At 41.1% G+C, this 25,991-nt stretch carries 24 protein-coding genes and 1 riboswitch; of the genes, 1 reads left to right on the top strand and 23 read right to left on the bottom strand.

The features are described from left to right. Positions 1–21 precede the first annotated feature (21 nt). From IJ535_RS02450 to IJ535_RS02415, 8 genes are all read right to left on the bottom strand, one after another. A complete protein-coding gene (locus IJ535_RS02450; RefSeq protein WP_294298369.1) occupies positions 22–1,560 on the bottom strand; it encodes a Na+/H+ antiporter NhaC family protein in 1,539 nt (512 codons plus the stop codon). After that, a complete protein-coding gene (gene dapA / locus IJ535_RS02445; protein ID WP_294298366.1) occupies positions 1,547–2,431 on the bottom strand; it encodes a 4-hydroxy-tetrahydrodipicolinate synthase in 885 nt (294 codons plus the stop codon). Before dapA ends, IJ535_RS02450 begins: the two co-directional genes overlap by 14 nt. Positions 2,432–2,679: 248 nt before the next feature. Further along, positions 2,680–2,864, bottom strand: a riboswitch (Lysine riboswitch). Positions 2,865–2,915: 51 nt separating this feature from the next. Beyond that, entirely contained in the window at positions 2,916–3,878 is a 963-nt protein-coding gene (locus IJ535_RS02440) for an ion transporter (protein WP_294298363.1), read from the bottom strand. A 34-nt stretch (positions 3,879–3,912) separates the two neighbouring features. Beyond that, complete coding sequence (locus IJ535_RS02435; RefSeq protein WP_294298361.1) at positions 3,913–4,713, bottom strand: N-acetylmuramoyl-L-alanine amidase; 801 nt, start codon at positions 4,711–4,713, stop codon at positions 3,913–3,915. A 22-nt stretch (positions 4,714–4,735) separates the two neighbouring features. Then, on the bottom strand, positions 4,736–6,268 hold the full coding sequence (locus IJ535_RS02430) for an NAD(P)H-hydrate dehydratase (protein ID WP_294298358.1): 1,533 nt from the start codon (positions 6,266–6,268) through the stop codon (positions 4,736–4,738). Positions 6,269–6,464: 196 nt separating this feature from the next. Beyond that, positions 6,465–6,803 (bottom strand): hypothetical protein, encoded by a 339-nt coding sequence (locus IJ535_RS14220; RefSeq protein ID WP_442961358.1) that lies wholly within the window; start codon positions 6,801–6,803, stop codon positions 6,465–6,467. An 81-nt stretch (positions 6,804–6,884) separates the two neighbouring features. Next, complete coding sequence (gene rlmD, locus IJ535_RS02420) at positions 6,885–8,267, bottom strand: 23S rRNA (uracil(1939)-C(5))-methyltransferase RlmD (RefSeq protein ID WP_294298356.1); 1,383 nt, start codon at positions 8,265–8,267, stop codon at positions 6,885–6,887. Beyond that, complete coding sequence (locus IJ535_RS02415) at positions 8,267–9,217, bottom strand: 3'-5' exoribonuclease YhaM family protein (protein ID WP_294298353.1); 951 nt, start codon at positions 9,215–9,217, stop codon at positions 8,267–8,269. The genes rlmD and IJ535_RS02415 overlap by 1 nt, the downstream gene beginning before the upstream one ends. 294 nt (positions 9,218–9,511) lie before the next feature. Here IJ535_RS02415 and IJ535_RS02410 point away from each other — a divergent pair, with 294 nt between their 5' ends. Then, complete coding sequence (locus IJ535_RS02410) at positions 9,512–11,554, top strand: beta-galactosidase (protein WP_294298350.1); 2,043 nt, start codon at positions 9,512–9,514, stop codon at positions 11,552–11,554. A gap of 118 nt (positions 11,555–11,672) precedes the next feature. Here IJ535_RS02410 and IJ535_RS02405 read toward each other — a convergent pair whose 3' ends face one another. From IJ535_RS02405 to wecB, 15 genes are all read right to left on the bottom strand, one after another. Continuing rightward, entirely contained in the window at positions 11,673–12,083 is a 411-nt protein-coding gene (locus IJ535_RS02405; protein ID WP_294298348.1) for a hypothetical protein, read from the bottom strand. An 80-nt stretch (positions 12,084–12,163) separates the two neighbouring features. After that, complete coding sequence (locus IJ535_RS02400; protein ID WP_294298345.1) at positions 12,164–12,829, bottom strand: ribulose-phosphate 3-epimerase; 666 nt, start codon at positions 12,827–12,829, stop codon at positions 12,164–12,166. Between the two features lie 8 nt (positions 12,830–12,837). Then, positions 12,838–13,956 carry a DUF4422 domain-containing protein gene (locus IJ535_RS02395; RefSeq protein ID WP_294298342.1) on the bottom strand — a complete coding sequence of 373 codons (1,119 nt, stop codon included), beginning with the start codon at positions 13,954–13,956 and terminating at the stop codon, positions 12,838–12,840. Positions 13,957–13,964: 8 nt separating this feature from the next. After that, positions 13,965–14,999, bottom strand: coding sequence for a DUF4422 domain-containing protein (locus IJ535_RS02390; RefSeq protein WP_294298338.1), 1,035 nt, complete (start codon positions 14,997–14,999; stop codon positions 13,965–13,967). 785 nt (positions 15,000–15,784) lie between these two features. Then, positions 15,785–17,062: an O-acetylhomoserine aminocarboxypropyltransferase/cysteine synthase family protein gene (locus IJ535_RS02385; RefSeq protein ID WP_294298335.1), complete on the bottom strand. Its 1,278-nt coding sequence runs from the start codon at positions 17,060–17,062 to the stop codon at positions 15,785–15,787. Positions 17,063–17,155: 93 nt separating this feature from the next. Continuing rightward, on the bottom strand, positions 17,156–17,773 hold the full coding sequence (locus IJ535_RS02380) for a superoxide dismutase (RefSeq protein ID WP_294298332.1): 618 nt from the start codon (positions 17,771–17,773) through the stop codon (positions 17,156–17,158). A gap of 123 nt (positions 17,774–17,896) precedes the next feature. Further along, positions 17,897–19,060: an acyltransferase family protein gene (locus IJ535_RS02375; protein ID WP_294298327.1), complete on the bottom strand. Its 1,164-nt coding sequence runs from the start codon at positions 19,058–19,060 to the stop codon at positions 17,897–17,899. Next, positions 19,060–19,677 (bottom strand): acetyltransferase, encoded by a 618-nt coding sequence (locus tag IJ535_RS02370; protein ID WP_294298324.1) that lies wholly within the window; start codon positions 19,675–19,677, stop codon positions 19,060–19,062. Before IJ535_RS02370 ends, IJ535_RS02375 begins: the two co-directional genes overlap by 1 nt. After that, the gene (locus IJ535_RS02365; protein ID WP_294298321.1) at positions 19,677–20,639 is read right to left on the bottom strand and encodes a glycosyltransferase family 2 protein; all 963 of its coding nucleotides are present in this window, start codon (positions 20,637–20,639) and stop codon (positions 19,677–19,679) included. Before IJ535_RS02365 ends, IJ535_RS02370 begins: the two co-directional genes overlap by 1 nt. 163 nt (positions 20,640–20,802) lie before the next feature. After that, the gene (locus IJ535_RS02360) at positions 20,803–22,386 is read right to left on the bottom strand and encodes a DUF5722 domain-containing protein (protein ID WP_294298319.1); all 1,584 of its coding nucleotides are present in this window, start codon (positions 22,384–22,386) and stop codon (positions 20,803–20,805) included. Positions 22,387–22,494: 108 nt separating this feature from the next. Beyond that, on the bottom strand, positions 22,495–22,836 hold the full coding sequence (locus tag IJ535_RS02355; protein ID WP_294298316.1) for an EamA family transporter: 342 nt from the start codon (positions 22,834–22,836) through the stop codon (positions 22,495–22,497). Continuing rightward, a complete protein-coding gene (locus tag IJ535_RS02350) occupies positions 22,829–23,221 on the bottom strand; it encodes a transporter (RefSeq protein WP_294298313.1) in 393 nt (130 codons plus the stop codon). The genes IJ535_RS02355 and IJ535_RS02350 overlap by 8 nt, the downstream gene beginning before the upstream one ends. Before the next feature lie 13 nt (positions 23,222–23,234). Further along, the gene (locus tag IJ535_RS02345; protein ID WP_294298308.1) at positions 23,235–24,287 is read right to left on the bottom strand and encodes a glycosyltransferase; all 1,053 of its coding nucleotides are present in this window, start codon (positions 24,285–24,287) and stop codon (positions 23,235–23,237) included. Positions 24,288–24,328: 41 nt separating this feature from the next. Beyond that, positions 24,329–24,727: a hypothetical protein gene (locus IJ535_RS02340; RefSeq protein WP_294298307.1), complete on the bottom strand. Its 399-nt coding sequence runs from the start codon at positions 24,725–24,727 to the stop codon at positions 24,329–24,331. Positions 24,728–24,812: 85 nt separating this feature from the next. Next, on the bottom strand, positions 24,813–25,964 hold the full coding sequence (gene wecB, locus IJ535_RS02335; RefSeq protein WP_294289918.1) for a non-hydrolyzing UDP-N-acetylglucosamine 2-epimerase: 1,152 nt from the start codon (positions 25,962–25,964) through the stop codon (positions 24,813–24,815). Between the last annotated feature and the right edge of the window lie 27 nt (positions 25,965–25,991).

Below are 25,991 nucleotides of genomic sequence, written 5' to 3'. Positions count from 1 at the left end.
CTCTAAGGAGATTTTAACACATTAAGCCTTCACTTTCTTCTGTGAAATGTTTTTTATTACGAGCAATGTTCCAATCATAAGCACTATACCGATGATAAGGCAAATTGCCCAATTTCTAACAAAGCCTGAAATAATGTATGCAACCAGTGACACGATAGCAACTGTAATAGCATAAGGCAACTGGGTACTTACATGTCTAATATGGTCACATTCAGCACCTGCAGACGCCATGATTGTGGTATCTGAAATTGGCGAACAGTGATCACCGCAAACAGCTCCTGCCATACATGCAGAAATGGCAATAATCATAAGCTCATTATTAACATCACCGCCAAAAACATTTACTACGATAGGAATGAGAATACCAAATGTACCCCATGATGTACCTGTAGCAAAGGCAAGGAATATACCAACTACAAATACAAGTGCTGGAAGCAGGCTCATAAGTGCTCTGTTATCTGCGATATTTGCTACGATTCCTGCCACATACTCTGCAGCACCCAGTGAATCAGTCATAGACTTAAGTGTCCATGCAAATGTAAGAACAAGAATGGCTGGTACCATACTCTTGAAGCCTTCTGGAATAGCATTCATACATTCATTAAAGCTAAGTACCCTTGTTGCAAGGAAGAAAATGATTGTAATAACAAGTGCTACCACTGAACCATAAACAAGTCCAACTGATGCATCTGAATTTGAGAATGCATCGATAAAGTTGGCACCTTCGAAAAATCCACCTGTGTAAATCATTCCGATTACACAACAAATAATAAGCGCCACAATTGGAAGTACCAAATGAATTACCTTACCTCTTTCAGAGATTGGTGGATGAGGCTGATCCTCGGCACCTGTAAGGCTAGCTGCGTCCTTCTTCTTTTTATGCTTAGCCTCTGCAATAGTTTTAAGCTCTGCAAGATTCATTGAGCCATAATCAAAATTCATGTATGTGATACTAAACATCATTACAAGTGTAAGCAGTGCGTAGAAATTGTAAGGGATGGCCCTGATGAAAAGTGTAAGGCCGTTTGCTCCATCTACGAAGCCTGTTACCGCTGCAGCCCATGATGAAATAGGTGCGATGATACACACTGGAGCTGCTGTAGCATCAATTAAATAAGCCAGCTTTTCACGTGAGATTCCATGCTTATCAGTGACTGGTCTCATAACCGAACCAACTGTAAGACAGTTGAAATAATCATCGATGAAAATAAGCATACCAAGGACGATTGTAGCAACCTGTGCTCCTGCCTTAGTCTTAACATGGGTTACTGCCCATTTACCAAAGGCTGCCGAACCACCTGCTCTATTCATAAGCATTACCATACTTCCCAGGATTACAAGGAATGTAAGAATACCTACGTTCCAGCTGTCAGAAAGCTGACCAATCATGCCATCTACAAAGATGTGCTCCATGGCCTGTGTGATATTAAATCCAGCATACAATAATCCGCCAGACAGTATACCGATAAACAGTGATGAGTATACTTCCTTTGTGATAAGTGCCAGTACAATTGCGATTAATGGTGGCAATAAAGACCAGATAGTATTAGTAAATTCCATATTCCTTCATGTTCTCCTCTAAAATTATTGCATGAGCCTCTTCCATTTCGGTAAGTGGCTTTCTAAGTGTGCCTGCCTCAAATCCCATCAGGTTAAGTGCTTTCTTAACAGGAATTGGGTTAACCTCTGAAAACAGGCTATTAATAAGAGGCAAAGCCTCAAGCTGCATCTTTGCAGCCTTCTTAAAATCTCCATCTAAGCAAGCCTGGCACATATCATGTGTCTGCTTTGGCGCTACATTTGAAAGCACTGATATAACGCCAAGTCCTCCAAGGGACATAATAGGAACGATTTGATCATCGTTTCCTGAATACACATCAATGCATCCATCTGCAAGCTGAATAAGCTTTGCAATCTGGCTGATATTTCCTGTAGCTTCCTTGATGGCAACGATATTCTTAACATCCCTTGCAAGCTTTACAGCAGTCTCTGGAAGGATGTTACAGCCCGTACGGCTTGGCACATTATAAAGAATACATGGGATGTTTACTGCATCTGCTGTATCCTTAAAATGCACATACAATCCGCCCTGTGTAGCCTTATTATAATATGGTGTTACAAGAAGAAGGGCATCTGCACCAGCTGCCTCAGCTTCCTTAGAAAGGTAGATTGCAGTATCTGTACTATTAGAGCCTGTGCCTGCGATAACAGGAATGCGCTTATTAACTGTCTTCACACAATGCTTAATAACATCGATATGCTCTTCATGGGAAAGTGTAGATGCTTCACCAGTAGTACCACAGATAACAATAGCATCTGTGCCATTTTCAATCTGGTACTCAATAAGCTTATCTAACTTCTCATAGTTAACTGTTGTGTCTTCATTGAATGGTGTAACGATTGCTACGGCTGCGCCAGTAAATATACTCATTTTTCTCCTCCTAATTAACTATAATCCGCCAGTTACATATACAAGCCTTGGTATTACTTCGTTCAGCTTAGAATGCTTCACTTAAGTAACACCAAGAGCTTGTCTATTACTGGCTCACTTAATAATAAAAAAGCTACTCACAATAAAATGAGTAGCTTAGCGTTTACGATACGTATGATAGCTCCCCATCTTTATTCGGAAGAACTGCTATTTGATAATCGCCTACGGCGATGAGCAGTTCTAGGTAAACATTTTAAAACACTTCGTATTTCAAAATGTTTACAGATGACAGTCATACGGATGTTATCCGTATGCCCAGGACAAGCAACTGCAGTCGATGCTCTCCTTCGGCGAAATCCCCTTTTATCTCATATCACTTGGGCCTGTCCCATCAATGAGATTACTAATGTTTCTCGCAACCTCTATCTTTTATTAAGTTGACCTCATAGTACAACTTCAATCATTATCTGTCAACCCGTTTTTTTTAGAGAGGGGTTGTAAAGTACATATCTGTGGCAAGTACTACTGTGTCTCCAGCTTGCAGGGTTAGTTCGGGAGTTGGAAGGATGGCCTCAGTGTCACGAAGAACCATAGCTGGGATAAAATGTTCAGGAGTACCAACGGCTTCAATCTTTAGGCCATTCCAGCAGTGGGCGTCATTTACTTTGACGGTAAGCAAGTCAACATGCTCGTCCTTGGCAAAGTTTTCCTGCTGCTTTACCCTGCTGTACTGCTCCACGAAGCCGGCGCTAATGATACCAGTAGGGATGGCAACCACACCTACACCTAGGAATGCTGTGAATATTGCCATCACTCTGCCCATTACGGTGATTGGATAAATATCTCCGTAGCCTACTGTAAGCAGGGTGGAGACAGACCACCATATTCCAGAAAATGCGTTTTCAAAAACCTGTGGTTGAACATTATGCTCTGCGTAGTAAACACCTATGGAGCTTGCTAACATAAGTATTAGCACTATTATCATTGAGGATAAAATCTGATTTTTCTTTTCTCTTAGGACCGAAAATATAACTGCGAAGGAATCATACTGTCCGTTGATTCTAAACAGGTGAAAAATACGTACTACACGTAGGATTCTAAATGCGATAAATCCTGATAAAAAGAAGAATGGCAAGATTGTAAATAAATCTACAATGCCATCGTAGGATATTAAAAATTTAAGGATTGCCCTAGGCTTGCTTAAATTAGGATACAGCAAGTCTGCAGTCCAGATCCTTAGGGCGTATTCAATGCAAAATATGATGATTGTAACAAGTGCAATCACATCCATTACAGGGAAAAATGCTGATAACTGACTAAAGGTTTCAAGCACCATTACAGCTATGTTTAATAGGATTGTTATTGTTATAAAAACATCAAACAATCTGCTTGTGAAATCATTCTTATTTCCGATTTGGATAATGTTAAAAATCCGCTGTTTAGTCAATGCATCTTCCCCCGTTTTGTTTAGGTTGTTTAGACTATTTCTTGAGCTTCAAGCCATAATAGTTGGCAATACCTGTGGCATCTGCAATGCCAAGCTGCTGGTACTGTTCTGGTGTGCTTAAATGATTTAGCCTGTCTGAATCGTTTGTGCAAAAAGCGTGTTCTACAATAATACATGGAATGCCTGCAGACTTAGACTGATTAATAAGTGCATAGTAGTCCTTGGCGCTGCCATCTGGATACTTGCCTGAGCCAGAATCTCTTGTGACGATTCCTGTTCCATTTGGGCAGAGCTTCCAGTTGTTAACAGTAAGACCAGTGGCAGTAAGCTGTGAAAGAATAGACTGACCAAGCTGTGTTCCCTGTAGATACATCTGAGGCTTGTAATTTGGATTTGGAATAATTACCTTAGAACCGCTTTGGGATTTGTCTAAATCAGGATCATAATCGTTATGTAGGCTAATGAGCACATCTGCCTTAGCATTTTTGGCATAGTCTACGCGAGACTTCAAGCAGGTGTTAGCCGAATCCGGGTCTGCCCCATAAGGACACTCTAAGGTGTATCTTGTCATCTGAACCGTAACACCACTGTATCTTTCCAGCTCCTGCTTGCAGTAATATGCAATATAAAGATTTGCTAATCCCTCTTCGAAGTTCTCATAATGGCAGCCCAAATGTGTGGTATCGTGACCTGCATCTAATACCACCACTATGTTATTTTTAGCTTGAATTTTCTTGGTCTTTGCTTCCGATTCAAATGTTGTAGCTGTAAATAGAGCTAATGCCATTGACAAGCCAAGTATTAAGCTAATTCCCCTTTTTAATGATTTCTTCATGTTTCCTCCCATACATTTGTTATTATATTTTTTCAAAACTATCTATGATGTGACTTGCTAAAACACCTCTGATACCATAAATGGTGGATGCCTTTTGTCCAGCTTTACCATGAATATACGCTGCTGCACTTGCAGTAAGAAGAGCTTTTTTTATGGTACACTCTCTTGTTTCTGCCAGGGGCTTTTCTATTTCTAAAGCGTCTTGTCCTAGCAAGGATGCCACAAGACCTGCTAACACATCTCCAGACCCTGGTGTAGCCAGTGCCTGATTTCCGCTAACTATATAGCTTACATGCTTTCCATCTGTAACAATGGTTGTGTGATTTTTAAGCACTACCACCAATCCATATTCCAGGGCGAAATCCTTAGCCACCTGCTCTTGATTGATATTTATATCGGCTACTTTTGTTCCAGTTAGCCTTTCCATTTCCTTAAGATGTGGTGTAAGAATCACTGTGGTTCTTGCTGCCGCCTGCTTAAGAAGTGTCAAGTTTGCTGCTGCAAGATTAATTCCATCAGCATCTATTATTATAGGCTTTGTAACGGTTTCTATAGTCTTTTTGAAAATATCAATGGATACTTCGTCCGTGCCAAGACCTGGTCCTATAAGTATAGTATCAGCCCACTTTAGCTGAGCTAAAAGCTCATCCTCGTTGTATTCATTATATCCTAAAAACATAGCTTCAGGTAGATTTTGCCTGATGGATTCTGTGTTATTTTTGTGAGTATAAATTTTTACAAGGCCTGCGCCTGATGATAAGGCAGCCTTGGCTGACAGGTAACATGCACCGTAAATGTTTTCACTTCCTGCAATAACAAGAAGCTTTCCGCAGCTGCCCTTGTTGGCATCTATAGGGCGAGGTCTGATTTGGGACAAAATTGTATCGTCTATGATGATATCGTATTTGTCCTTTGGCTCATCTAAATATATGCCAACATCTGCTGTAATTATCTTTCCAGCAGCCGCCTTACAATCAGCAAGCAAAAGCCCCTTTTTCATGTAGGCAAATGTAACCGTCAAATCAGCCTTTATACCAGTATTGCCAAGGAGCTTTCCACAATTTGCATCATATCCTGATGGGATATCCACAGCAACCACCTTATTTGCATTTTCATTGATAATAACTGCTGCTTTTTCGTAGTCACCTGCCAAGCCTCTGGTAAGGCCTATTCCAAACATGGCATCTATGGTAATGTTTGCCTGTGCTATGGCGGTTTCATCAAAGGTGCTTTCTATAGTAAGACCATAACTTTCTGCTATAGCTATTTCCTGCTTTAGCTGGTCTGTGTATTTGTCAGAATCGCCAAGTGTGAAACATCTCACCCTGCAGCCCTTCTGATAAAGCATTCTTGCCACAGCTACACCATCACCACCATTATTGCCTGGTCCGCACACCACTGCAAACTTGTAAGCTTCTGGATACTCCTCACCTATAGCCTCCATCACCTTCATGGCAGCCCGCTCCATTAGCACTAAGCTAGGAATACCATGCTCTGTCATTGTTCTGTTGTCACAATCCTGCATTTCATTTGCAGATAAAATGTACTGTGCCATCGCTTGCTTCCTTTATGTTGAATTGTTGTTATCTAAGGTTCACGCCCTTGATAAAATGTCTATTTTTTTTTTGTGACGCCTCCCGCCTGAAGCCCTATTTCAAAATTAGTATCTCTAGAGTGAATTTTGCAAAAAAGATACTCAATATTCTTTCTAAAATCAAAAATGAGTATCTTATATGTGAATATTTCCAAAGTCATACTTTACTATACCACATTTGCTTGTCTATGAGGTGATATGGCATAGATAAAAGTTTGACTTTCTCAAAAAGGGGCTTTTTTATACTCATTTTGTCGATTTGATTGCTGCTAGCCTGTTGAACAAATTTGACTCCATCTTTTGCATGTGCAAGTAGTTGTAAGGTCTTCGTACTAATAAAATTATCAAAGATTTCATTAGAAACAATGTAATCTTTCATCTTTTTAAATGTTCTTACTAACGCTCTACTTTGCTTAATCGCGAGTTCCCCTCTTTCATCATCTTTCAAGGTGAAAGTTTTGCACCTTGAAAGTTCTTCCACTTCCTCATCAGTCATAATAAAATGAGCACCTTCACACTAGAAGGTGCCCATCTAGGCAAAATCAACTTTTACATCTATGAAGTATATAATTTGTAACTAATTCTTAGAAAGTAATGCCACAGTTTCTGTATGCATAGTATGACCAAACTGATCACAGACGGTGTACTTCTGCAAATGGTAGCCGTTTTCTTCCAAATGCTTCAGGTCGCGGGCCAAAGTGGCGCTGTCGCAGCTGACGTAGACGATACGCTTAGGTGCCATGGCAATCATGGTATCTAGGGCAACTACGTCGCAGCCTTTTCTAGGTGGGTCTACCATGATTACATCTGGGTGGGACATCTTTTCGTAGATTTCCTGAAGGACTACTTCTGCTTCGCCGCAGTAGAATTCTGCATTATCTAATCCGTTAAGTTTGGCGTTAGCCTTGGCGTTTTCGATGGCCTGTGGCACTACCTCAATACCGATGACGCGGCCTGCGTGCTTTGCCATTGAAAGGGAAATGGTTCCGATTCCGCAGTATAAATCCCACACATCCTCACTTCCATGCAAATCAGCATACTCTAAAGCCTTACTATATAAGCGTTCCATCTGGTCATGGTTAACCTGATAGAAGGAATTAGCGCTGATGTCAAAGGAAATGGTATCACCGTTTGTAAGAGTGATGCTGTCGCGGATGGCTTCTTTGCCGTAGAGCACCTTAGTCTCAAAGCCCATTATGACATTGTCACGGCGAGTGTTGATGTTAAGCACCAGTGATGCAAGAGAAGGCTCAACGGTTTTCACGTGAGAAACAAGTGAATCCACTTTCGGCAGTGAATCTCCATTTACTACCACGCAAACCATAGTCTCACCTGTAGCCTTACCCTCACGAACAAGGACATGTCGGATTAACCCCTTACCACTCACCTCATCATAAGGTGAAATACCACATTCATTCATATAATCAATTATCGCATATACGATATCCATACTCTTCTTAGAGCAAATCTTACAATCATTAGATGGAACAATTCTGTGGCTTCTAGCTCCGTAAAAACCGGCAATAATATTGCCCTCTTTGTCCACGCCGATAGGCACCTGGGCCTTGTTGCGGTAACGAAGAGGGTCAGCCATTCCAAGGATAGGCTCACGGATGCTATCTACAAAAGCCCGGTCGTATCCACCAATCTTTACGAGGTTATTAGCAACGATGTTGTCCTTAATCTGAAGCTGCTTATCATAAGCCACCTGCATAATCTGGCAGCCGCCGCATTGCTTAGCATTAGGGCAGGCTGGCTGAACACGATATGGGCTAGGCTCCACTACCTCCTTCAAAGCTGCGAAGCAGTAGGTCTTTTTCACCTTGGTAATAATGACGTCGCACTCATCTCCTACTACCGCATCTTTGACAAAAATGGTCACACCATCTGTGTGACCAATTCCTGCGCCCTCTAGGGACATATCTTCAATTGTAAGTCTTACAATATCATTCTTATTCATTAATTCTTTCCTGTTCTACGGATGTTTGAATCAAGCAGGCGGTTGAAGCCCTGCCATGCAAGATTGTTTTCATCAACATTTTCAAGTGCCTCGTAGATAGTCTCAAGCTTTGCATCGATGTTATCTGCAAAAGAAAGTGCGATAGCTTCGGCAATAGCTGGCTTCTTAGGTGAACCAAATTCAAGCTCGCCGTGGTGAGATAAGATGCAGTGGATAAGCTCCTTGCGCTTTACCTCAGGGAAGCCTGGGATATCATCGATGGCACGGTCTACCATGTTAGCACCTACATAGATGTGACCTAAAAGCTGCCCCTCATCTGTGTAATCGTTGCGAGGGAAGTCTGAAAGCTCCCTAACCTTTCCGATGTCATGGAAAATAGCTGCTGTGATAAGCAAATCTCTATCTAAAAATGGGTACTGCTTGCTGAAATAATCGCAGTTAGTAGCAACTGAAAGTGTGTGTTCAAGCAAGCCGCCAGTAAATCCATGATGAACTGACTTAGCAGCAGAATGTGCCTTGAATGCCTCGATAAAATCCTTGTCATCTACGAAATATTTCTTAAGCAAAGCCTTCATGTATGGGGCCTTGATGGAATTAATAAGCGCCATCAAATCGCTCCACATAACATTTACATCCTTTTTGCTGGCTGGGATGTAATCTGTGATTTCAAATTCCCCTGGGTTGGCCTTGCGAAGCCTTTTTATATTAAACTGCAATGCGCCATTCCAGCTGGTGATATCACCTGTGACAGTGATGAAATCAAGCTCATCATAATCGCTGATTCCCTCTGAATCAACATCCCAAATCTTGGCATCGATTGTACCTGTCTTATCACATAATGTAAGTGACTCAAATGCCTTTCCTGTCTTGGAAACACCTGCAGTCTTCTTTTTGCAAAGATATGTTTCTGTTCCTCTGTCTCCCTCATTAAGTGTGTTAATGTATTTCATTTATTCTCCAATCTAAGCTCCAAAGAGCAGCGCAGCTTAGCTGCAAAAATCTTACTTAATTATAAGGTATGCGGGGGAGATAATCAATGTAATGATGATGGTCGAAAATATAAATTATTTCTTCTTTTTTTAGTCGTTTTCGCACTTTTTATGTGGTAGGATTTTTATAACACCTCATCAGTCAGCTACGCTGACAGCTTTTCTCGCCTCCCGGCTCGGTCGTTGCTAAACAGGCTCCACTGGAGCCTAGCAACCCTCAAGGGGGGGGGGAGCCTACGTAAGGAGATTGAAGATATGAAAACTAATAAATTATTTCCACAGGTGGAAGGCTTTTTGCACGGAGGAGATTACAATCCTGAGCAATGGCTTGATAGACCTGATATTCTAAAAAAAGATATTGAGTATATGAAGGAGGCTGGCATCAACACCGTCACCATGGGTGTTTTCTCATGGTCTGTGCATGAGCCAGTGGAGGGGCAGATTAGCTTTGATTGGCTTGCCGAAATTATGGATGAGCTATACGAAAATGGCATTTACACTGTGCTTGCCACACCAACTGGAGCCCGTCCAGCATGGCTTGATGAAAAATATCCATCTGCTATGCGCTGCGATGAAATGGGTGTGAGAAATCACCACGGCGTGCGTCACAATCATTGTATGCAGTCCCCAGAATATCGCGAGAAGGTTCGCATTATGGATTCAGCCTTGGCAGAGAGATTTGCAGGTCATCCTGGTCTTCTTATGTGGCACATTTCTAACGAGCTTGGCGGATATTGCTACTGCGACACCTGCCGCAAAAAGTTCCAGCAATGGCTTGCGGACAGATATGACCATGATATTGAAAAGCTTAACAAGGCATGGTGGACTACATTTTGGTCTCACAAATTTAACAGCTTTGATCAGATTGACCCACCATACAAAAATGGTGAAAACTGCGTGTTAGGACTGAACCTAGATTGGAAGAGATTTTCTACCTGGTCTGCAACTGATTTCATGAAATTTGAGATTGATACACTTCGCAGTGCTGGTGCCAAGGAGCCTACTACCACAAACTTTATGGAGATGTTCTACGATTACGATTACCATTATATGAAGGATTTCATAGATGTAATCAGCTGGGACAACTATCCTGAAATGCACAACAGCTGGCAGACAGACGCTGACCATCTGTTGGAACGCAGCTTCAACCATGCCCTATTTAGAAGTATGAAAAAGGATCAGCCATTTATGATGATGGAATCTGCTCCTGGCCTTGTAAACTGGAGACCTTACAACAAATACAGACGTCCTGGCATGCATGAGCTTATTTCTATGCAGGCTATTGCAACAGGCTCTGACACTGTTCAATACTTCCAGATTAGAAAAAGTCGTGGTTCTTCTGAACAGTGGCATGGTGCTGTCATCGACCACATTGGAACTAATGATACCAGGGTATTTAAGGAGGTTGCTAAGCTTGGTACTGACCTTAAAACCATTTCAGAAGTTGCCGGCGCACTATCTGACAACAAGGTTGCTATCCTGTTTGACTGGGACAATCGCTGGGCTATTGATGATGCCTGGGCTCTTGCCAAAGACACTAAGAACTTTGACAAAACCTGTATTAGCATTTACAACGAATTTATGAGCCTTGGTGTGGAGCCAGATATCATTTCATCTGACATGGATTGGAGCGATTACAAGATTATCTGTGCACCGATGCTCTATGTGCTACATGATGGTGTTGGTGAAAAGATTGCTGATTTCGTGCGAAATGGCGGTCAGTTTATGAGCACTTACTTCACCGGATATGTTAATAAGGACTTGCTCGCAAACCTTGGTGGATTCCCAGGAGACGGATTATCAGATGTGTTTGGTCTTCGCTCAGAAGAAATCGATACCCTTTATCCAGAGGACAAAAACAGCATCAGCATTATCGATAAGGCTGGTAAGCCTTCATATTCTGCACCTGTATGCGATTATCAGGAATTGTTAAGGGATGTTACTGCGGAAGTACTTGCAAGATATGATGGTGATTATGTAGCAGGAAAGCCTGCAATTACACGTAATTCATACGGTGATGGCTTTGCTTATTACGTAGCATGCCGCACTAATCAAAACGATATTGAATTCCTATATAGGGAAATGTTAGAGCATGCTGGTATCGCATATACGAAGTTACCAGTTGGAGTGGAGAAGCATGCACGTTTTGCAGATGATGCTAAATATGATTTCTATCTTAATGGAAATACTGAGGATGTTACTGTAAAAGATGTAGCAGGGGTCGAATTGTTGACAGGTGAGAATGTCTCTGGGACGTTGGTATTGAAGGGATATGGTGTAGCGGTGGTGAAGAGCTAATTAGGCTTCTTCTCCGCTGCCGCTCCGGTCGGCTCAAAACAGAGGTCCACTGGACCTCTGTTTTGAGCCCCTCATCAGTCACCTGCGGTGACAGCTTCCCCCAGAGGGGGGAAGCCTTTTACATATTTCTATTCAGTGACACAACCATAATATCATCACTGTCTTCATCAGTTACGAAGTAATCTGTGATTTCCACACGGCGGAGGACTCCGTCGTCGCCTTCCTGAATCACTCTGATTTCAACCTTGTCTTTACCCTTTTCATATTCATGGAGAAGGTTTTCACGTGAAAAGGTATTTTTGAAAAGCTCTCTATCCATTTCGTGCATTGTAGAAGCACCTGATTCAATTAGGTCATCAAAAGTGCCTGCCACTTTACACTTTGTGGATGTAAAATCCTTGTAGGTCAAAAAGCTGTATGTATTCTTGGTCAGATTACCGAGAATCATCAGCGGATACTGCTTGAACAATGCCTGTGTCAGCAGCTTATTGATACTAATACTATTTTCTTTTTTCTCTTTGTCTCCCATTGTTTTGCTCCCCTTACAAATTTCTGCCAAGAATACTATATATCTATTTGTCAAAAAATGCAAAGGGGGGTAGTCCTGCATTATAATCTCGCCAAATTGCGAAGATTTTCCATTTTATTTATATAATCTCTGTTCCCGTTAAACAGGGCATTTGTTCCCAGCACAAAACCGTCCACACCTAATCTTGCGTAGGAAAGAATCCTTGCATCATTGCACGCTCCATCTAAATATATCTTTATCCCCAGGCTTTCTTTCAAATCAATTAACCTTTTAATCTTGTCCGCTACAAATGGCAGATAGGGCTTGCCAGCCTCGCCAGGATCCACCATCATCACCATTACCTTCTTTGCTATACATGCAATTTCCTTAACAGACTCTATGCTGGTACAAGGATTAATAGCCACTCCAGGCACCATACCAGCTTCTATTATTCTGTTAAGAGTTGTAGATGGGTGGTATTCCGATTCGGCATGTATGTATACTGTATCTCCTGGTCTGATTAGCTTTAAGAATTTTTCAATATGCACCCTTGGATGCTCAATCATGAGATGAACATCCAAGGGTCTTGCTGTGACCCTGGCAATATATCTCAGGTCGCATAATGACATGGCAAAATTGTCCACAAATCTGCCATCCATTATATCTATGTGAAAGGAGTCAATTCCTGCCTCCTCAAGCAAATTGATTTCGGAAGCAAGACTTCCAAAATCAGCACACATCATAGATGCGTTTAATTCCAACTTCATATAATTCCTCAATTCAAAAAGTTCTTGTTTGCATAAACCACTTTGTATCTATCTCTTCTGCTATCGAAAAAATAAGATATTAATCTTTCTGACATAAACCCGGGATATCGTCTCTGATATCTATCTGGCTTATCTCCTACTCTTCTATATACCGTAAATACGATACTAAACAACCACTGGCACAATTCATTTAGCACATCTCTTCTTGCAATCAGCATATTGCAAGGGCTATAAAGATTACCTGCAAAAAAATCTTTTGCCTTATCATATTCATCAGGCAGGCTTGTTCTGAAATAATTCATCAATATGTCCCAGTCCTCTGATACATGCCTGATGCGATAGTCCTGTTCCACACTCGGCGAAACGAAAAGGGGCACTGGCAAAATAACATCAATATTATTGGCATCGCACAACCTAATCCAGTTATCCGGAAGTAAGAAATGCCTACGATAATGGGCTAGTCCCACGTAATCTTCTGTAGTGTTTTTCCATATCCAGTACAGCCCTGTAAGCTCGCAAAACTGGCTATTCAAAGATGATATGTTCTCTGTTCCCTTTCCGGAATTATCAAGGTTTTCTATGCCTGGCAGGCGCTCTTTTGTCATACTGACACCAACCTGCAAGGCTTCCTCATTTATCTGCAAGGTATAATCATCCCTCAAAGCAGAATCATGCACTGAGCTTGCCACATAAATCTTTCCCATAATACTGGCATTTCTTGCTCCACCATCACTTAGATTTTCCAGCAATATAAATGGTTTTCCTGTTGCCGCAAAATTTCTTTTAACATATTCATCTCGCATATACGAATCAAGATGTACGTCAATCGGCCTCACATCTATAAACCCAAGTTCCTTAAGCTCTGCTTCAAGCTTAGCTTGATTAACTCCACGGGTAGCGATGTAAACAGGATTTCTTTGGTCTATTCCATTTTTCTCAATCTCTTCTTTTGATATTGATACAACAGGTATACCTTCTATATCAGTTGGATTATCATCCATTTCCCAGGACACCAAAAATGCCCTTACTTTTGTATTAGGTGACAGATATTCTATATACCCCTTTGCTGTTTTAGCTCGCGATGATGCTCCTGCGATATACACCACTTGCTCTCTTTCATTCCCCATTTCTAACCTCACTCTACAAAATGCTTATCCGCTATTGCTATCTTAAAATCATCATAGTGATGCAGCATATAAACAGTAAGCAACCTCTCTCCTAAAAAGCCCAAAAACCTATTTTGATAGTCATCTTCCTTTGGAATACAATGCTTATTACAATAATCCAAAATATCAAACAGATAATCTGGCTGCTTAACCATAATCGCCTTTTTCATCACTTTCCAATCATCAGGGTCATGATCCCTTTCGTAGATTTCCAGGACACATGGGTAATTCATCACCGGAACTGTCACCACCACATCGATATCCGATTTCAACAATCTAGCCCTCTCCTGTTCACTCAGGCAAAAATGCCGTCTATAGTGACACAGCCCCACATAATCTGAGGTTGCATTCTTCCACAGCCAGTAAAGTGCAGTCAGCTCACAATATTTACGATTCTCAGTAGAGAAGTTATCTCCCACATCATCTCGCAATCTACAGCTGCACTTATCTGACAATGCCGCCCCAACAAATATCTCATCTTCCCAGTCATAATTGCTGATATCCTCCGTAAGCTCCTTATCGTACTGGCTCACTGCCCTATACACACCTATGGTCTTTTCTTGAGCTTCTACCTCTTCCTCAAGCTCCCTAAGTTCTTCCTGCAAAAGCCTATAACGATACCCCAGGTTATCCAAACGACTTCGCATATAATTGCCCCTTATCCCAGTCCACAGGTCACTTTCAAATGTAAGATAAATTACTTCTGTAAATACAGACTTAGCCAGTTCATTTTTTATTGATTCCCTATTCTTCTCTACACACGCCACAATCACCAGCGTATCCTTTGGAAACACCTGCTCTGCCACCTCCAATGTAATCACCGGCCTTTTAAGCACCACCTTGGGATTCCCCACTGCATGGGTCACAACAAATGCTGCTATCCTCACATTATAAGGATCATCCATCAAACACTGGCCCACCTGGGTTGCCACCACACTAGCGCCATACACAAGTATCGTCTTACTCTCAACTATTTGTTTAAAAATATCTCTCTCATACAACATAAAAATCTCACCATTTCCTTTCTATGGTGAGATTTAATATAAGCTTCCCCGGTAAAAAACAAATATGCATTTCCCCAAAGAACTATAAGATTTTCATAAACTTATGGCTAGCCGTACTCTTCGCTGCAGCTTGGGAGCTACCACTATAGCATAAGGCGCCTGCCTGGAGCTTGCCCTCCCGCCGCCGGCTACACACCATGCACGGATACAATCACAGATTTTAGATTATCTAAATGTGAAATCTTGCATCTTTATTAGTAGGTGTTCTTACAAAGTTTTACAATTCTATCAGTAAAGTATGCAGACAGCGGACATAAATTAAAATTTGAGTGCATGTGTATTAGCAGGATTAAGCCCTGTTGCGTTCGCTTTGAAGTGAGCTTAGAAAAATAAAAAGCAGGTTTTGTATATATAGGCATGCGCCGCTAGGATGGCGGCGCAAGTGGTCACCTGAGACACGATGTCGAATGTGCCACGGTGGCTATATATTCAAAACCTGCTTTTTTAATTTTTATTAGCGAATGTAATAGCAAACGCAACAGGGCTTAATCCTGCTAATACACATGCTTGTAGAACTATATATATGTCCGCTGTCTACACACATTACCTTCGAATTGTAAAAGCTTAGTAAGTACACCTACAGATGCAAGATTACTCACATTAAGATAATCTACAAATCTGCTCAAATGATATCCGTGCATGGTGTGTAGCCGGCGGCGGGAGGGCAAGCTCTAGACAGGCGCCTTGAAATCTTACTCAGCTCTCAAGCTGCTGCAAAAGCATTCCTAGCGAAGTGCCTGGGCGATGTCGGCTACCAGGTCAGCGGAATCTTCGAGACCGCAGGATACGCGGATAAGTCCAGCTGGGATGCCGGCTGCTTCTAGCTGCTCGTCAGACATTTGACGGTGGGTGGATGTAGCAGGGTTGAGACAACAGCTTCTAGCATCTGCTACGTGGGTTTCGATGGCAATGAGCTTAAGCTTCTTCATGAAACTTTCCGCTGCTGCACGGCCACCTTCAAGCTCGAAGGATACGACGCCACAGCCGCCCTTTGGTAGGTACTTCTGAGCGATTTCGTAGTATTCGTCACCCTCAAGACCTGGGTATGTAACCTTCTTCACCTGTGGCTGTTCCTTTAAGAACTTAGCTACAGCAAGTCCGTTTTCTACGTGGCGAGGCATACGCACGTGAAGGGATTCAAGACCAAGGTTAAGAATAAATGCATTCTGAGGTGACTGAATGCATCCAAAGTCACGCATAAGCTGTGATGTACATTTGGTGATAAAGGCACCTTCCTTGCCAAACTTCTCAGCATAAGTGATGCCGTGATAGCTTTCGTCAGGTGTACAAAGACCAGGGAATTTGTCTGCGTGTGCCATCCAGTCAAACTTGCCTGAATCTACGATACATCCGCCAACTGCTGCACCGTGTCCATCCATGTATTTGGTAGTAGAATGAGTAACAATATCTGCGCCCCATTCGATAGGACGGCAGTTAACAGGTGTTGGGAATGTGTTATCTACGATAAGTGGCACTCCGTGTGCGTGGGCAACCTTAGCAAACTTTTCAATATCAAGCACTGTAAGAGCTGGGTTTGCAATAGTCTCGCCAAAGACTGCTCTAGTGTTTTCCTTGAAGGCAGCGCTTAACTCTTCCTCGCTTGCCTTAGGTGATACGAATGTTACATCTATCCCCATCTTACGCATAGTAACATCAATAAGGTTGAAGGTTCCTCCATAGATAGATGATGATGCTACGATATGGCTGCCGCATTCGCATATATTAAACAACGCAAAGAAGTTAGCTGCCTGTCCGCTGGATGTAAGCATTGCTGCGCTACCTCCCTCTAAGGCAGCAATCTTAGCTGCTACATAATCGTTAGTAGGATTCTGCAATCTTGTATAGAAATAACCAGATGCCTCTAGGTCAAAAAGCTTGCCCATATCCTCGCTTGTGTCATATTTGAAAGTGGTGGACTGTACTATAGGAATCTGACGTGGTTCGCCATTTCCTGGAGTATAGCCAGCCTGAACACATTTAGTTCCAATACCTTGATTATTCATTAAACAACCTCCTGAATACTTTACATTAAAATAAGGAGCGCATTCATACGCTCCTTACACTTTACCACATTAAAGAATCAATTTAAACATTTGTTAGCAACAGATTTGCTCATATCTGGCAGAAACCTTACTCCAATCCAAGATTTCCCAGAATGCTTTGATATAATCTGGTCTTAAATTCTTGTATTTTAAATAATATGCATGCTCCCACACATCCAGAGCAATAATAGGAATCATGCCCTTGCCCTCTGATATTGGATTGTCCTGATTAAGTGATGTAGATACGGCAAGCTTGCCTGACTTGTCTGTTGAAAGCCATGCCCAGCCTGAGCCAAACTGGCCTGCGGCAGCTGTAGACATCTGCTCCTTTAGGGCATCAAGGCTACCAAAAGTATCTGCTATTGCTGTAGCTAAAGCACCTGTTGGCTCTTTAGCAGCATTAGGTGAAAACATTTCAAAATAAAGATTGTGATTATAGTAACCACCACCCTGATTGCGAAGTCCTTTTCTTAAAGTCTCATCGCTAACCTTATCAAGGCTTGCTAGTAACTCCTCAGCAGATAGATTTGCCATGCCGGCTTTTTCTGCCAAGTCATTAAAATTCTTTGTATATGTAGCGTGGTGTTTACCATGATGTGTCTCAACTGTTTCCTTATCGATATAAGGCTCAAGAGCGTCTGTAGCGTAAGGTAATTTAATCTGTTCGTACATAGTATACTCTCCTTTCAAATGAACCATTAATATGCTTATGTCATTTTGGATTAGTGTATACATTTTACCATATTGTAAATACAATATAAATTGAATTCATGTAAATTCTATACAAATTTCTTCTTAGTCTCCACTATTACTATCTGTAATAATTTGTCTTTTATAAATTGCTTTCAAGCAATCAATCACCGCATCCGCAAGCAACGGCAATGCCACACCAACAATAGTGTAAATAATCAACACATATTCTGGGGCATCAAATATTACCGGCCAGGATGCTACCATATACATCGGCTTGCCAACAGCCAGGCAATAGCCTACAGAAACCAGCTTGAAAGCCAGGATGTGCAAAAACAGTATAGACATTGTGTGCTTGCCAATGAATGTAAGCCATCTTCCTAGAAAATTATTTTCCAAATCAGCCGCCACAGAAGCCAGCATGACCATGCCTAGGAAGGTGGTAGCTACTAAAAACACAGGATTTACAATCTGAGATTTGGAAAGCTCCAGTGTACCAAATGGCAAAAGTGCCAATAATATAACAAATGATACAGGTCCTGCACATATCACTATCCACTTCTTAGCTAACAGCTTACCTATCGTTCCAGTATCAACAAATGACCTTGTAAGCACTCCCATCAAATAACAGCTATACACCCCAAACACCTGCAAATGTCTATCAGCAATAGGAGCTTCACTGGCAAATCCATTTGAAATGGCAAAGGCAACCAGCAAATTAATGGCAAGCAATACACAAAGCACCGCTACTCTAACTTTGGAGCCAAAATCCTTAATCCCATACTCCACAAAGCAATGAATAACGCAAACCAAAAACAGCACAATTAAAAACCAGCTTGCGCTTCCCATCTGCGGAATCTCCTTTAATGTAAGCACATTGTACACATCTACCACAAGCTCCCTAACACCCTTTCGATGCATCAGTGTCTGGGCAGCCTTTTGGATAAAGACCACATCCTGCTTAAAGGCTCCGTTATCAGTGTAGAAGTTTAGACTAATAAACACATTGTTAAGTATCGCATATACGATATTAAATCCCATATAAGGAATCAGCAGCCTGCGTACCCTTGAAAAGAAATATCCTTCTGCCTGCTGCAAGCTAGCCCCATGTGCCTTATTAAAGCAATATCCACTTACAAAAATAAAAACGGGCATGTGGAATAAATAGATGAAATCACGGGCTACACCAAAAGTGTGCCCGTAAACCATCAATATTATTGCAATGCCCTTAATGATATCTATGTTATTAGTTCTAGCCTTAGAATCCATTAGTCAATCTTTTTAGCGGGAACTCCCACGTAAGTTCCTTCCTTGATGATATTTTTAACAACTACTGCTCCTGCACCAATCACACAGTTAGAGCAGATTGAAAGATTATTGCTGACTACCGCTCCAATTCCAAGCCAGGTGTTGTCACCAATGGCAACTGTGCCTGCGGTGTGAGCCCCAACAGAAATGTGAGCGTAATCGCCAATCATATTATCATGATCCACAGATGCGCCGGTGTTTATAATAACACCATCACCTACTGTGGTGCCTGGATTAACAACAGCGCCAGCCATCACCACTGTACCTGTGCCAATCTTGGCATCGTATGCAATGACAGCACTAGGATGGATAAGTGTTACCACATTGGCACCCTTGTTAATAAGCTTTTCCTGAACCTTACGGCGAATCTTAGCATCACCAATTCCAACAATAAAATCGTACTTTTCATTAATAAAATTCTCTAAATCCGTGTCCTCATCAGCGACAGGATACTCCCCCAACATATCGATAGTAGGATTCAAATCCACAAATACGATATTGTCATATCCATTTTCAAGTGCGATTTCTGCAACAACCTTGCAGTGGCCGCTAGCCCCCATAATAGCAATACTTTTCATTACTCGTTCCTCTCTTCCCCATTTTTAGTGATAATGCTATCAACTATATATATTGGGCGATTTTTCACTTCTGCAAAAATAATCGCCAAATATTCTGATATAAATCCAAGGATGATAAACAACACCCCAAACATAAAACAAATAAGAACTACCACTGTTGAGTAGCCTGATGGTGCATTGCCCAGGAAAAACTGAATGATAGAATAAACAATCAATATAAAGGCAAATGCCAAGGATGTCATACCTGCATAGATTCCCATCTTAAGAGGTGCATCTGAAAAATTACAGATGGCGTTAAGTGAAAGCTTAACAAGCGCCTTAAGATTATAGTTGCTTTCTCCTGCCACACGTGCGCTGGCCTTGAACTCAAGTGTAGTCTTCTTGAAGCCTACGTTTTGCACATAGCCACGGAGAAATCTAACGCGCTCGCGATAATCCTTCTTAAGTACAAGGGCTACCCTGCGGGAAATTCCAAAGAAATCTGATGAATTGTTTTCAAAATTTGCCTTGGACATTTTATTCATAACCCTGTAAAAGGCTGCAGATGTAATCTTTTTAAATAAGCCTGCATCCTCTCTGGCGGTGCGAACCATAGATATTACATCATAGCCTTCATCAAATTTAGCAATGATGCCAGGAATTGCTTCTGGTGGATGCTGCAAATCTGCATCCATGCAAACAACGCCATCGCCTGTAGATACATCAATGCCAGCTATCATCGCTGCCTCATGGCCTCTGTTAGCTGCAAAGTTAACCACTACCACATGGTCATCTGCTGCTGCAAATTCCTTAAGAATCTCTAAGCTGGAATCCCTACTGCCATCGTTAACAAAAATCAGCTCATAATCCCAGCCGCTCTTAGCGCATGCCTCTGATAGGATAGGGCTGGTGTGTTCATAAAACTGCTTAAGTCCAAGCTCCTCATTATATACTGAAACTACAATCGAAATCTTTTTTGCCATTTTTCTATAGACCTATTGGTCTCTCCTCAACTATATAATAAGCGCCGAAGCTGAATTAAATCAACCTCGACGCTTGTATTATACCATATCTTATCTTAAAAGTAGGAATTTCTTAATCATCTAGCTTATGTAAAATCCATATTTGCTGCAAATTTAGCACATTTTATCTTGGTGCTAAAAGTGTGTTCAAATCAACACCTGCCATGCCGCTTGCCTTGGCAATTGTGTCTGGGCTTTCAGCATTCTTATACATTTCATAAGAAACCTTTGCATGATTACTATAATCAAGAAGGCCGTTTGCAAGACCCTGTGGCATTTCGATATGTGGATCATCCTTTTCACGGGCAAGGATGATTCCATCGATGTGGCTGTTATTGTTGGCAACCATTATCGCATATACGATAGACACAGCCTGTGCCTCCTGACCGGCTGATGATGTGTAACCCTGCTCAGAAAGCTTAACTGTTCTGACAGCACCGCTAGGTGATAGGAATGCTGGCTGACTTAAGAAATCAGTAAGCACATCAATATTATAAACTGAGATATATTTGGTATTCTGATTGCGCTGAATCTTGTCTGTTGGTGCCCATGCCATGTTATTTGTAAGTGGATAATTGTATGCATGGAAAGCAAGTCTCCAATCAATATTACCCTGGCTTGCAATGCAATTGTTAAACTGTGTTAAGAATGAACGTGAGCTGTGAAGGCCGCTTGCGCTTGCATTCCAGCTGTGGTCGATACATGTGTAAACATTTGCATTGGCATTTACTGACTTAATCGCATTGTAGCAAAGACGGAATGCGTTAGCATATTCCTGAGTGTATACTGCAAGGTTGTTACCACAATTCATGTAGTTCCACTGTCTCCAGGCATTTACCTCGTTTCCAATAATAAAGTTATCCACCTTCGCTGTCATTCCAAACAAGCTGAATCCACTATAGCGATTAGCAAGGAAAGAAGCTGCTGCTGCAAGTGTCTCTGCACCTTCTGTAGTGGTTGCATTAAGGCCATAATATGTGTGCTGTCCAATTCCATCAGCAGCGTAAGGGCTCATGAAAAAGCCTGGAGCTGCCTGGTCACATACGATAATCATAGAAACCTGAACGCCCTGTGCAGATAATCTACCTATTAAATTATCATAAGCAGAAATAAATGCTGTATTGAAATTATAGGATTTACCATTGTATACGTATGGAGTTCCACGACCATTGGATATACGGCTAAGCTCGATTGTAACAGTTGCCTGCTTTGCACCAAGCTGTGCTAATGTACGCATACCCATGTTAGATGAGCTGGCATCTGCTAACAAACCCTTCTTGCCATTTTCTGTTCTGGCAATCTTAGTGCTTCCTAGCGCCTCTGGGTTTGTGATAAACATGCTGTTTGAAACAGGCTTAAGGGCTCCACCACTTACTACACAAACAGTGAATTTTTTGAATAATAAAGATGCTTCTGTATTATATCCAAGTGGTGCGGCAAAAGAAGCTGCAGCTGATACTGGGCTTTGTGCCACATCTACTCCAACTGGCGCTGCTTGATTAACATCTGATGCAATTAGATGATAGAGACCATCATCTGATGAAGCTGTTCCCTTAGATGAAACTACTACATTTCCATCTGAAATAAGAACGCCTCCGATAGCAACACTTCCAGCCGCCTCAGCAGTAATTGCTGGGGCACCTGCGAAAGCTGTCACCACGAAGGCAAAAGCTATTACTATACTAGCAATTTTTTTGAAAACTTTCATACTCTCATAACTCCTTATAAATATCATAATTGTTGAGTCGAGAGTTATAATATCATGTATTTACGAAAAATGTGTGAATTATTGTAATATTTTAAAATATTTTCCTATCTACACACCTGCACTTGCAATGATAATACCTATAATGATTACAACCAGTCCTAAAGCCTTTTTCTTACTAATACTTTCTTTTAAGAAGATTCTACCTAAGATTGCAACCCAGATATATCCTGTAGCCTCAAGAATAGGTCCAAGTGAAAGTGGAACCTCCTTGTAGCCGATTACTGAACAAAGTGATGCAGCAAAGAATACAACGTAAGCTCCCATTACCATTGGATTAAGATATTCCGCAAGTTTGTTAGGATATTCCTTCTCCGCTGCCTTCTTTAAAACAATCTGTGAGACGGATGCAATAAATGTACCCGTAAGCATTATTAAAGCATATTTAAGCATTATTTCCGTCCTCCTTTGAATCTTCTTTTGCGGCACTTCCTGCTTCGTCACCACTAACAACTAGGTAAACTCCAAGGATTACAACAGCTGCTCCGATAACCTTTTGAATAGTAATGCCTTCATGAAAAATAACAAATCCCCAAACAAGCCCCCAAAGCGTTGTCACTGCTTTGTTAGCATAGGTGGTGATTAAAGGAAGATGCTTAAGTACCTGCTGCCATGCGATAGCGTAGAATCCCAAGATACAAACAACGATTGCGTAGAAGAAAATCCACTTAGGGCTTAAAAATTCGTACTGGGCTGCTGTCTTGGAACAGATGCTATTTAGAGAATACACTAAAATAATTATGTGAAGAATCACAAACCATTTGATTTTTTCTTTCATATACTATTATCTCCTATTCTTTATAAATTCTGGTTAGTACTGTTTTATATTTATTTATATCATTAACCTCTGCTGAGCGCTTTAATTGATTCTCTCTAAGAGTCTCATATAATTTATCGTCAGACAATACCTTTATAATCTTTTCTGCAAAATCATTATCATCATCAGAAAGGTATCCATTATATCCATCAGTAATTAAATCTATCATACCGTCTGATGGCGTACTGATAATTGGTGTACCAAGTGCCATGGATTCCAATGCGACCATAGGCGTTCCTTCCCATCTTGAAGTAAGAACCATCATTTTCGAATCATGTAATAATTTTACTGGATTACTTTGATAGCCTAAAAAGCTAACGTTGGCATCCAACCCTAAATCCGAACAAAGTTGTTTTAGCTCTTGCTCATCCTCACCTGTTCCAGCAATAGCCACTTTAATGTTAGGATATTTATTTGCAATAATTCTAGTAATCTTTAACAATCTATGAAGATTTTTCTGGTAAACCATTCTACCAACATACACCATGTCATAATCATAGCTATTTATATCATAAGCCATTCTCGTCTGTAATTCATTTACATCTATAGCATTATATAAAATCACACTTTTTTTCTTGAGTGGCCCATGGAAAGCATATCCACTGAATGAACTATTTGAAACCCAAATAATACTTTTTGCCTTCAATGCTGCGTAAAAATACGCAATAGACTTAAGAGAAACTCCCCTACTATTAAACGCATTATTATGAATGTGTGAAGTAAGTGGTATTGTACCACATGCCCTAGCCGCAAGAAATCCTGCACGCATGTCATGTGCGTGGATTACGTCAGGCTGATATGCGACAATTACACGTTTTAGCTCGGAAGTGTTCATTTTTTCTATTGGATAGAAATTGATGTCGCGCTCTTCTAACGCTTTGCGAACTGTACCATCAGGACTGCAATATGCCATCTCAACATCACTGTCATCCTTGAACATATTTATAATTTGACATACAACATTCTCAGCTCCTGAAAATATTTGCGAACTTAAAATGTGTAGAACCTTCATAACTATTCCTTTCATAAAATAATTGTAGCCGTATATGCGACTACAATTATCATTTACTAAATCTCTTCTTCAAAATCAAAATCGTGGAACAAGAACTTTCGGCAGGCAAGAAGTATAGCAATTGCAATAATGCTAATCAAAGCATTAAGTGGTTTTTCATGACCTGCGACAAGACCTCTGGCAATAGCAAAAATCAGTACCTCCACAACTGTATTCATGGAATGTCTGATAAGCATTCTGATAAACTCAATAACAATGATTACCGAAAATGCAGTGCTCATGAGGTTTTCAATGTAAACATCAAAGCTACTACCACCAAAATTAATTACTGTTAGGATTAGATTGAATATACCATATATTACTCCAACTAGAAGCAATACTGCTGCAATCTTTTCCAAAAACACTGGCATTCTAAGAACTGCGTTGTGCCATTTTTCTCTTTTGTTATTTGGCATAAGGGGTCCTCCTATATGGTAATAAAACAATGAATAACTGCCATAAAAATTGCCTTCGGCAATGGGCAGTTCTGGGCAAACAATTTTACTTTCTCCACACCATCTTATTTACTACACCTGTATAGCTCTGGATAATCTTTACAACCTTTGTAGAAACATTCTCTTCGATGTAATCAGGTACTGGGATGCCATAATCTCCCTCCTCGTTCATATCTATAGCTGTTGTGACAGCCTGAAGAAGTGAATGCTCATCAATACCTGCAAGCACGAAGCAAGCCTTATCAAGAGCCTCTGGACGCTCTGTAGATGTACGGATACATACTGCAGGGAATGGATGTCCAATACTTGTAAAAAAGCTTGATTCCTCTGGCAATGTGCCTGAATCTGAAACTACTGCAAATGCATTCATCTGCAAATGATTATAATCATGGAAGCCAAGTGGCTCATGCATTCTAACACGTGGGTCAAGCTTGAAGCCTGTAGCCTCTAAACGCTTACGGCTACGTGGATGACAGCTATAAAGAATTGGCATATCGTACTTTTCAGCCAGCTTATTGATAGCTGTGAAAAGAGATGTAAAATTCTTTTCTGTATCAATATTTTCCTCACGGTGAGCTGAAAGAAGGATATACTTCTTTGGCTCAAGTCCAAGCTTTTCAAGAACATCTGATGCCTCGATAGCCTCAAGATTCTCATGCAATACCTCTGCCATAGGAGAGCCTGTTACATAAGTACGCTCCTTTGGAAGACCGCACTCTGCAAGATATCTTCTTGCATGCTCTGAATAAGCCATATTTACATCTGAAATAATATCTACAATACGGCGATTTGTCTCCTCTGGAAGGCACTCATCCTTACATCTATTTCCAGCCTCCATATGGAAGATTGGAATATGCAATCTCTTTGCTGCAATAGCTGAAAGGCAAGAGTTAGTATCTCCAAGTATAAGAAGTGCGTCTGGATTAATTTCTACCATAAGTTCGTAAGATCTAGCTATAATATTTCCTACTGTCTGGCCCAGGTTATCGCCAACAGCATCCATGTATACGTCTGGGTCGTCCAGCTGAAGGTCCTTGAAGAATACGCCATTAAGATTATAGTCGTAGTTCTGACCTGTGTGTGCTAAGACGCAGTCGAAGTACTTGCGACACTTCTTAATGACTGCGGCTAGACGAATAATCTCAGGGCGAGTGCCTACGATAATTAAAAGCTTAAGTTTTCCGTTATTTTTAAACATAAATACACCTCATCAGTCAGCTTCGCT

Source organism: Pseudobutyrivibrio sp. (assembly GCF_017471675.1).
Classification (GTDB): domain Bacteria; phylum Bacillota; class Clostridia; order Lachnospirales; family Lachnospiraceae; genus Pseudobutyrivibrio.
Note: the sequence above shows the minus strand (reverse complement) of the source record. Positions and strands in the feature narration are given on the sequence as shown.

Coding starts and splice junctions, on each gene's coding strand:
- IJ535_RS02450 (WP_294298369.1), bottom strand. CDS start 1,560: ATGGAATTTACTAATACTATCTGGTCTTTATTGCCACCATTAATCGCA.
- dapA (WP_294298366.1), bottom strand. CDS start 2,431: ATGAGTATATTTACTGGCGCAGCCGTAGCAATCGTTACACCATTCAAT.
- IJ535_RS02435 (WP_294298361.1), bottom strand. CDS start 4,713: ATGAAGAAATCATTAAAAAGGGGAATTAGCTTAATACTTGGCTTGTCA.
- IJ535_RS02430 (WP_294298358.1), bottom strand. CDS start 6,268: ATGGCACAGTACATTTTATCTGCAAATGAAATGCAGGATTGTGACAAC.
- IJ535_RS14220 (WP_442961358.1), bottom strand. CDS start 6,803: ATGACTGATGAGGAAGTGGAAGAACTTTCAAGGTGCAAAACTTTCACC.
- rlmD (WP_294298356.1), bottom strand. CDS start 8,267: ATGAATAAGAATGATATTGTAAGACTTACAATTGAAGATATGTCCCTA.
- IJ535_RS02415 (WP_294298353.1), bottom strand. CDS start 9,217: ATGAAATACATTAACACACTTAATGAGGGAGACAGAGGAACAGAAACA.
- IJ535_RS02410 (WP_294298350.1), top strand. CDS start 9,512: ATGAAAACTAATAAATTATTTCCACAGGTGGAAGGCTTTTTGCACGGA.
- IJ535_RS02405 (WP_294298348.1), bottom strand. CDS start 12,083: ATGGGAGACAAAGAGAAAAAAGAAAATAGTATTAGTATCAATAAGCTG.
- IJ535_RS02400 (WP_294298345.1), bottom strand. CDS start 12,829: ATGAAGTTGGAATTAAACGCATCTATGATGTGTGCTGATTTTGGAAGT.
- IJ535_RS02395 (WP_294298342.1), bottom strand. CDS start 13,956: ATGGGGAATGAAAGAGAGCAAGTGGTGTATATCGCAGGAGCATCATCG.
- IJ535_RS02390 (WP_294298338.1), bottom strand. CDS start 14,999: ATGTTGTATGAGAGAGATATTTTTAAACAAATAGTTGAGAGTAAGACG.
- IJ535_RS02385 (WP_294298335.1), bottom strand. CDS start 17,062: ATGAATAATCAAGGTATTGGAACTAAATGTGTTCAGGCTGGCTATACT.
- IJ535_RS02380 (WP_294298332.1), bottom strand. CDS start 17,773: ATGTACGAACAGATTAAATTACCTTACGCTACAGACGCTCTTGAGCCT.
- IJ535_RS02375 (WP_294298327.1), bottom strand. CDS start 19,060: ATGGATTCTAAGGCTAGAACTAATAACATAGATATCATTAAGGGCATT.
- IJ535_RS02370 (WP_294298324.1), bottom strand. CDS start 19,677: ATGAAAAGTATTGCTATTATGGGGGCTAGCGGCCACTGCAAGGTTGTT.
- IJ535_RS02365 (WP_294298321.1), bottom strand. CDS start 20,639: ATGGCAAAAAAGATTTCGATTGTAGTTTCAGTATATAATGAGGAGCTT.
- IJ535_RS02360 (WP_294298319.1), bottom strand. CDS start 22,386: ATGAAAGTTTTCAAAAAAATTGCTAGTATAGTAATAGCTTTTGCCTTC.
- IJ535_RS02355 (WP_294298316.1), bottom strand. CDS start 22,836: ATGCTTAAATATGCTTTAATAATGCTTACGGGTACATTTATTGCATCC.
- IJ535_RS02350 (WP_294298313.1), bottom strand. CDS start 23,221: ATGAAAGAAAAAATCAAATGGTTTGTGATTCTTCACATAATTATTTTA.
- IJ535_RS02345 (WP_294298308.1), bottom strand. CDS start 24,287: ATGAAAGGAATAGTTATGAAGGTTCTACACATTTTAAGTTCGCAAATA.
- IJ535_RS02340 (WP_294298307.1), bottom strand. CDS start 24,727: ATGCCAAATAACAAAAGAGAAAAATGGCACAACGCAGTTCTTAGAATG.
- wecB (WP_294289918.1), bottom strand. CDS start 25,964: ATGTTTAAAAATAACGGAAAACTTAAGCTTTTAATTATCGTAGGCACT.